The organism is Streptomyces sp. NPDC002328 (assembly GCF_042890065.1).
Classification (GTDB): domain Bacteria; phylum Actinomycetota; class Actinomycetes; order Streptomycetales; family Streptomycetaceae; genus Streptomyces.
This window is the reverse complement of the sequence record NZ_JBIARQ010000021.1, coordinates 119,990-126,292: the sequence shown is the minus strand read 5'-3', so window position 1 is coordinate 126,292 and position 6,303 is coordinate 119,990. Positions and strand designations below refer to the sequence as shown.

The 6,303-nt window shown below is 70.3% G+C and carries 5 protein-coding genes; 4 read left to right on the top strand and 1 reads right to left on the bottom strand.

Annotation, left to right across the window (positions count from 1 at the left end):
* Nucleotides 1–234: 234 nt before the first annotated feature.
* Nucleotides 235–1,095, top strand: coding sequence for a S1 family peptidase (locus tag ACFYX4_RS35310; RefSeq protein ID WP_389342400.1), 861 nt, complete (start codon nucleotides 235–237; stop codon nucleotides 1,093–1,095).
* A 139-nt stretch (nucleotides 1,096–1,234) separates the two neighbouring features.
* Here ACFYX4_RS35310 and ACFYX4_RS35305 read toward each other — a convergent pair whose 3' ends face one another.
* Nucleotides 1,235–1,465 carry a hypothetical protein gene (locus ACFYX4_RS35305; RefSeq protein ID WP_030790025.1) on the bottom strand — a complete coding sequence of 77 codons (231 nt, stop codon included), beginning with the start codon at nucleotides 1,463–1,465 and terminating at the stop codon, nucleotides 1,235–1,237.
* Between the two features lie 445 nt (nucleotides 1,466–1,910).
* On the opposite strand from ACFYX4_RS35305, the gene ACFYX4_RS35300 reads away from it, so the two are divergent.
* From ACFYX4_RS35300 to ACFYX4_RS35290, 3 genes are all read left to right on the top strand, one after another.
* Nucleotides 1,911–4,034 (top strand): type IIA DNA topoisomerase subunit B, encoded by a 2,124-nt coding sequence (locus ACFYX4_RS35300; RefSeq protein ID WP_389342396.1) that lies wholly within the window; start codon nucleotides 1,911–1,913, stop codon nucleotides 4,032–4,034.
* Nucleotides 4,035–4,129: 95 nt separating this feature from the next.
* Nucleotides 4,130–4,705, top strand: coding sequence for a DUF485 domain-containing protein (locus tag ACFYX4_RS35295; RefSeq protein ID WP_389342393.1), 576 nt, complete (start codon nucleotides 4,130–4,132; stop codon nucleotides 4,703–4,705).
* The gene (locus ACFYX4_RS35290) at nucleotides 4,702–6,294 is read left to right on the top strand and encodes a cation acetate symporter (protein ID WP_389342390.1); all 1,593 of its coding nucleotides are present in this window, start codon (nucleotides 4,702–4,704) and stop codon (nucleotides 6,292–6,294) included. Before ACFYX4_RS35295 ends, ACFYX4_RS35290 begins: the two co-directional genes overlap by 4 nt.
* The last annotated feature ends 9 nt before the right edge of the window (nucleotides 6,295–6,303 follow it).

Genomic DNA, 6,303 nt, shown 5'->3' with positions numbered 1-6,303 from the left:
CCGCATCGACGCCTGGCTCACCCACACACCCCGAGCCCGCACCCGCACCAGCCCCCTGACAGCACTCCGCCCCGCCGCACAGCGACGGGGCGAAGCAACCAGGCCCGAATAAACCAACAGCATCCCCCTCGGGGGAGCCGGGCCTTCGGCGTGTCCCGGCGACGCGCGCGTGCGCGCCGACGCGAGCTGGATCACCCTGGGTGTTCATCGAACACTTCAGAGTGAGGAGCGTGCATGCGTCGTCCCTTGGTCCGGGCCCTGACCCGGCCGCTGGTCCTGGCGGCCGTGGCGATGGCCATACCCCTGGTGACCGCCGCTCCGGCGGCGGCCGACGGGGTCATCGTGGGGGGTTTCCCGGTCGATGTGTCCACCTCTCCGTGGGCGGTCGCGCTGTCCAGCCGTGACCGGTTCGGAGGTACGAGGTCGGGACAGTTCTGCGGAGGCGTGGTCGTCGGCCCGACCACCGTCCTGACAGCCGCCCACTGCATGGGCGAGGACGTCCTCGGAGCGCCCTTGGCGAGCGATCTGAAGGCCGTCGAGGGCCGCACCGACCTCGACGCGGAGACAGGCCGGGAGATCCGCGTCAGCGGCGTCTGGGTGAATCCGGCCTACGACGGTCTGAGCAACTCCGGGGACTTCGCCATACTCACGCTGGCCGATGCCCTTCCGCAGACCTCGGTCGTCCCGATGGCCGCCGCGGGCGATCCCGCCTACGAACCCGGCACGGAGGCCATGGTCTACGGCTGGGGCGACACCACCGGCGGCGGCACCTACGCGCACAGCCTGCGAGCGGCCCGCGTGCACGTGCTGCCCGACAGCCTCTGCGAGTCCGCCTACCCGGGCGGGGACGAGGGCACGTACGTGGCGAAGACCATGGTCTGCGCCGGAGAGGCGCGAGGCGGCCGGGACTCCTGCCAGGGCGACAGCGGCGGACCGCTGGTCGCGCAGGGCCGGCTGATCGGGCTCGTCTCCTGGGGCAGCGGCTGCGGACGGGCGGGGAACCCGGGCGTCTACACGCGCGTGTCCGACGTCGTACGCGCCTGGAAGGAAGCCTTGGCCGCCGCCGGCGGCGGCGGCTCGACGACCGACGGCTGAGGGGCCCACGGCCCGCCGAGGACATCGGCGGGCCGGACCGATTCCGGGTACGAGTGCGGGCGGCCGCCCCTGGGGAACAGGGGCGGCCGCCCGCGTGCCGGCCTAGCCGGATCTGGCTCGTCGTCGAACGCGTCCGTCGTCAGCGCTCTTCTTCGGAGGCGGATGCGGGAACGGTCGTCAGCCGCTCCGTCTCGTCCTGTATCTCAGCGGCGATCTTCTTGAGTTCCGGCTCGAACTTGCGGCCGTGGTGGGCGCAGAAGAGCAGTTCTCCACCGCTGAGCAGGACGACGCGCACGTACGCCTGTGCGCCGCAGCGGTCGCAGCGGTCAGCGGCCGTCAGCGGGCTCGCGGGGGTCAGAACAGTAGTCACGTCGCCTCTTCTCTAGCTCGACGAGCTGTCGTACCAGGGTCAACATCCAACCAGCCCCAAAACGTTCCCGCTCGTGGCTTGTCCTCGAAAAAATCTTTCCGAGGCGGCCGTCTGCTGCCGGTTTGGCGGCGAATGTGCCGTATTGCGTGTCTGATGTGTCTTACGGTTTCGCGCTGTCGGTCATGGTCCGGTCCTCCCGGCTGGATTGCCGGTTTGCTCATGAGGACGTGCCCGGAGCCTAAATGGTTCATGCCTCGAAGGGAACGTGATATGTACTTCACTCCATCGAGGGATCGAACATCCATGCGACGCTGGACTACTGTGAGTTTCCGTCGAGGGTGGCGTGACAACGGCTCTACCAGGCCTCGGTACCCTCTTGGCGGCGACCGAAGCCGCGCCCTTACCCATAAGGGCCCACCGTGAAATTCAGCGAGGAGCGAACCGCGTGACCGCCGAGACGTCCGTGCCGTCCACAGCGCTGCTGGCAGGAGCAGACCGGGACGGTTCCAACTACACCGCGCGGCACCTGCTCGTCCTCGAGGGGCTCGAGGCCGTACGCAAGCGCCCGGGCATGTACATCGGCTCGACCGACAGTCGTGGCCTGATGCACTGCCTCTGGGAGATCATCGACAACTCCGTCGACGAGGCCCTCGGCGGGTACTGCGACCACATCGAGGTGATCCTCCACGACGACGCCTCGGTGGAGGTGCGCGACAACGGCCGGGGCATCCCCGTCGACGTCGAGCCCAAGACCGGCCTGTCCGGCGTCGAGGTCGTCATGACCAAGCTGCACGCCGGCGGCAAGTTCGGCGGCGGCTCCTACGCCGCCTCCGGCGGTCTGCACGGCGTGGGCGCCTCCGTGGTGAACGCCCTGTCCTCCCGCCTGGACATCGAGGTCGACCGCAGCGGCAGCACGCACGCGATCAGCTTCCGCCGCGGCGCCCCCGGCGTGTTCGCCGCGGCCGGACCGGACGCGAAGTTCGAGGTCAAGGGCGGCCTGCGCAAGACCAAGAAGATCCCCCGGACCCGCACCGGCACGCGCGTGCGGTACTGGGCCGACCGCCAGATCTTCCTCAAGGACGCCAAGCTCTCCCTGGAGAACCTCCACCAGCGCGCCCGCCAGACCGCGTTCCTGGTTCCCGGCCTGACCATCGTCGTCCGCGACGAGTACGGCCTCGGCGAGGGCGGCAGCAAGGGCGAGGAGTCGTTCCGCTTCGATGGCGGAATCAGCGAGTTCTGCGAGTACCTGGCTACCGACAAGCCGGTCTGCGATGTCCTCCGCTTCAGCGGGCAGGGGATCTTCAAGGAGACGGTGCCCGTCCTGGACGACCACGGTCAGATGACGCCCACCGAGGTCACGCGCGAGCTCGGCGTGGACGTCGCGCTGCGCTGGGGCACCGGCTACGACACGACGCTGCGCTCGTTCGTCAACATCATCGCCACCCCCAAGGGCGGCACCCACGTCGCCGGCTTCGAGCAGGCCGTCGTCAGGACGATGAACGAGGTGCTGCGCAGCAAGAAGATGCTGCGCGTCGCCGAGGACGACATCGTCAAGGACGACGCCCTGGAGGGCCTGACCGCCGTCGTCACCGTCCGGCTCGCCGAGCCGCAGTTCGAGGGCCAGACCAAGGAGGTCCTCGGCACCTCGGCCGCCCGCCGCATCGTGAACACGGTGATCGCCAAGGAGCTCAAGGCGTTCCTGACCTCCACGAAGCGGGACGCCGCCGCCCAGGCGCGCGTCGTCATGGAGAAGGCCGTCGCCGCGGCACGCACGCGTATCGCCGCGCGCCAGCACAAGGACGCGCAGCGCCGCAAGACGGCCCTGGAGTCCTCCTCGCTGCCGGCCAAGCTCGCCGACTGCCGCAGCGACGACGTCGACCGCAGCGAGCTGTTCATCGTCGAGGGCGACTCCGCGCTCGGCACGGCCAAGCTCGCCCGCAACTCCGAGTTCCAGGCGCTGCTGCCGATCCGCGGCAAGATCCTCAACGTCCAGAAGTCGTCCGTGACCGACATGCTGAAGAACGCCGAATGCGGCGCGATCATCCAGGTCATAGGGGCCGGCTCCGGGCGCACCTTCGACATCGACGCGGCCCGCTACGGCAAGATCATCATGATGACCGACGCCGACGTGGACGGCTCGCACATCCGGTGCCTGCTGCTGACGCTGTTCCAGCGCTACATGCGGCCCATGGTCGAGGCCGGCCGGGTGTTCGCCGCGGTGCCTCCGCTGCACCGCATCGAGCTGATCCAGCCGAAGCGGGGCCAGGACAAGTACGTGTACACGTACTCGGACCGCGAGCTGCGCGACAAGCTCATGGAGTTCCAGAGCAAGGGCGTCCGGTACAAGGACTCCATCCAGCGCTACAAGGGTCTCGGCGAGATGGACGCCGACCAGCTGGCGGAGACCACGATGGACCCGCGCCACCGCACCCTGCGCCGCATCAACCTCTCCGACCTGGAGGCGTCCGAGCAGGTGTTCGATCTGCTCATGGGTAACGACGTGGCGCCGCGCAAGGAGTTCATCTCCAGCTCGGCGGCGACACTGGACCGCTCGCGCATCGACGCCTGACGCCCGGGGAGGGGCTTCGGCCCTCGGTCACCTGATGGAGTGAAGAGCGCGGGGAAGAGAAGTCAGGGATCTTCCCGTTCTGTCCATCCTTGGGCATGCAGTCAAGCAACAGACGTGCCCTCGGCAGCGGGGACGGTTCCGAAAGTCCGGGCGACCATCGGCAGGGCCACGGTCTGGCGTTCGACGAGGCGCCGGCGGACGTGCGCTACGACGACCCCTGGTACGACGCGCTCGCCTCGGGCTGGGGCGAGGCGGGCGCGGCGGGCGCCCCGACCGCGCACCTCGCCGCGGCCGAGGCGCCGGCCGCGCGCCGCGCGCGCGAGGACGCCGCCGAGGCGGCGGCACAGGTCTACCTCGAGGTGCAGCGCAGCGAGGCCTTCCGCGAGGTGCGCGGCCGGTACCGGCGGTTCGTGGTGCCGGCGACCGTCGGCTTCTTCCTGTGGTACGTGGCGTACGTCGTCGCCGCGACGGCCGCCCCGGAGCTCATGGCGCGGCCCGTGGCCGGCGCGGTGAACGTGGCACTGCTCGCCGGGCTCGGCCAGTTCCTCACCACGTTCCTGCTCACCTGGGCCTACTCCCGGCACGCACGGCTGCGCAGGGACCGAGCGGCGCTCGAACTGCGCTGGGACACCCAGGAACTGACGCGCGAGGCGCGGGGCGGTGCGTCGTGACCGGCAACCATCAGACGCTGGCCCTGGTGCTGTTCAGCGCCTTCATCGCGGTCACCCTGGGCATCACCACCTGGGTGAGCCGCAACCGGCACGGATCGGCGGAGGAGTTCTACGTCGGCGGCCGGCTGTTCTCGCCGATGGAGAATGGTTTTGCCATCGCGGGCGACTACATGTCGGCCGCCTCCTTCCTCGGCATCTCCGGACTCATCGCGCTCTTCGGCTACGACGGGCTGCTGTACTCGGTGGGCTTCCTGGTGGCCTGGCTCGTGGTGCTGTTCCTCGTCGCCGAACTGGTCCGCAACTGCGGCCGGTTCACGCTCGCCGATGTCGTGGCCGCGCGCATGAGGGAGCGGCCGGTGCGGATCGCGGCGGGAACTTCCTCGGTCACGGTGTCCGTTCTGTATCTGGTGGCGCAGATGGTGGGCGCGGGGAGCCTGGTGGCGCTGCTCCTCGGCAAGACCGGCGAGGCGGCACAGGCCTGGGCCGTCATCGCCGTCGGCGCGCTCATGGTGATCTATGTGTCGATGGGAGGGATGCGGGCCACCACCTGGATTCAGATCGTGAAGGCGGTCCTGCTGCTCGGCGGCACGGTCGCGCTCACCGTGCTCGTCCTGCTCCGGTTCCACGGCGACTTCGACAGGCTGCTGCTGACGGCGGCCGAGCGCAGCGGGCACGGCGCCGCGTTCCTGGCGCCCGGCCTGAAGTACGGCGGTGACTGGACCGCCCGCCTCGACTTCATGAGCCTCGGGCTCGCGCTGGTCCTGGGCACCGCGGGGCTGCCGCACATCCTGTCCCGCTTCTACACCGTGCCGACCGCGCGGGCCGCCCGGCGTTCCGTCGTCTGGTCGATCGGGCTCATCGGCGGCTTCTACCTGATGACCATCGTCCTCGGCTTCGGCGCGGCGGCGATCGTCGGCCCGGACGCCGTTCGGAAGTCGAACGCGGCCGGGAACACGGCCGTTCCGCTCCTCGCCCTGGATCTGGGCGGCGGAGCCGGCTCCACGGGCGGCACGGTGCTGTTCGCCGTCGTGGCGGCCATCGCCTTCGCCACCATCCTCGCGGTGGTCGCCGGGATCACCCTCGCCTCCTCGGCGTCCGTGGCCCACGACCTGTACGCCTCCCTGCGTCGACGGGGCGCCCAACCCCGCAGCGAGGTGGCGGTCGCCCGGCTCGCCGCCGTGGGCGTCGGCGCGGTCGCGATCGGCCTCGGCCTGCTGGCCCGCGACCTCAACGTCGCCTTCCTGGTGGGGCTCGCCTTCGCCGTCGCCGCGTCCGCGAACCTGCCCGTCCTGCTGTTCTCGCTGTTCTGGCCGAAGTTCACCACGCGCGGCGCGGTGTGGGCGGTCTACGGCGGACTGGTCCCCGCCGTGGTCCTCGTGCTGCTGTCACCGGTCGTGTCGGGCAGCCCCGAATCGCTCTTCCCGGCCCTCGACTTCCAGTTCTTCCCCCTCCAGAACCCCGGCCTGGTCTCCATCCCGCTCGGCTTCCTCGCCGGCTGGCTCGGCACCCTCACCTCGAACGAGACCGCGGACGCGGCCAAGCACGCGGAGACCGAGGTGCGCTCGCTGACCGGCGCGGGCGCCGCCTAGGTCCCGTCC

Excerpts from the sequence above, each read along its gene's own strand:
- ACFYX4_RS35310 (WP_389342400.1), top strand. The coding sequence starts at position 235 with ATGCGTCGTCCCTTGGTCCGGGCCCTGACCCGGCCGCTGGTCCTGGCG.
- ACFYX4_RS35295 (WP_389342393.1), top strand. The coding sequence starts at position 4,130 with ATGCAGTCAAGCAACAGACGTGCCCTCGGCAGCGGGGACGGTTCCGAA.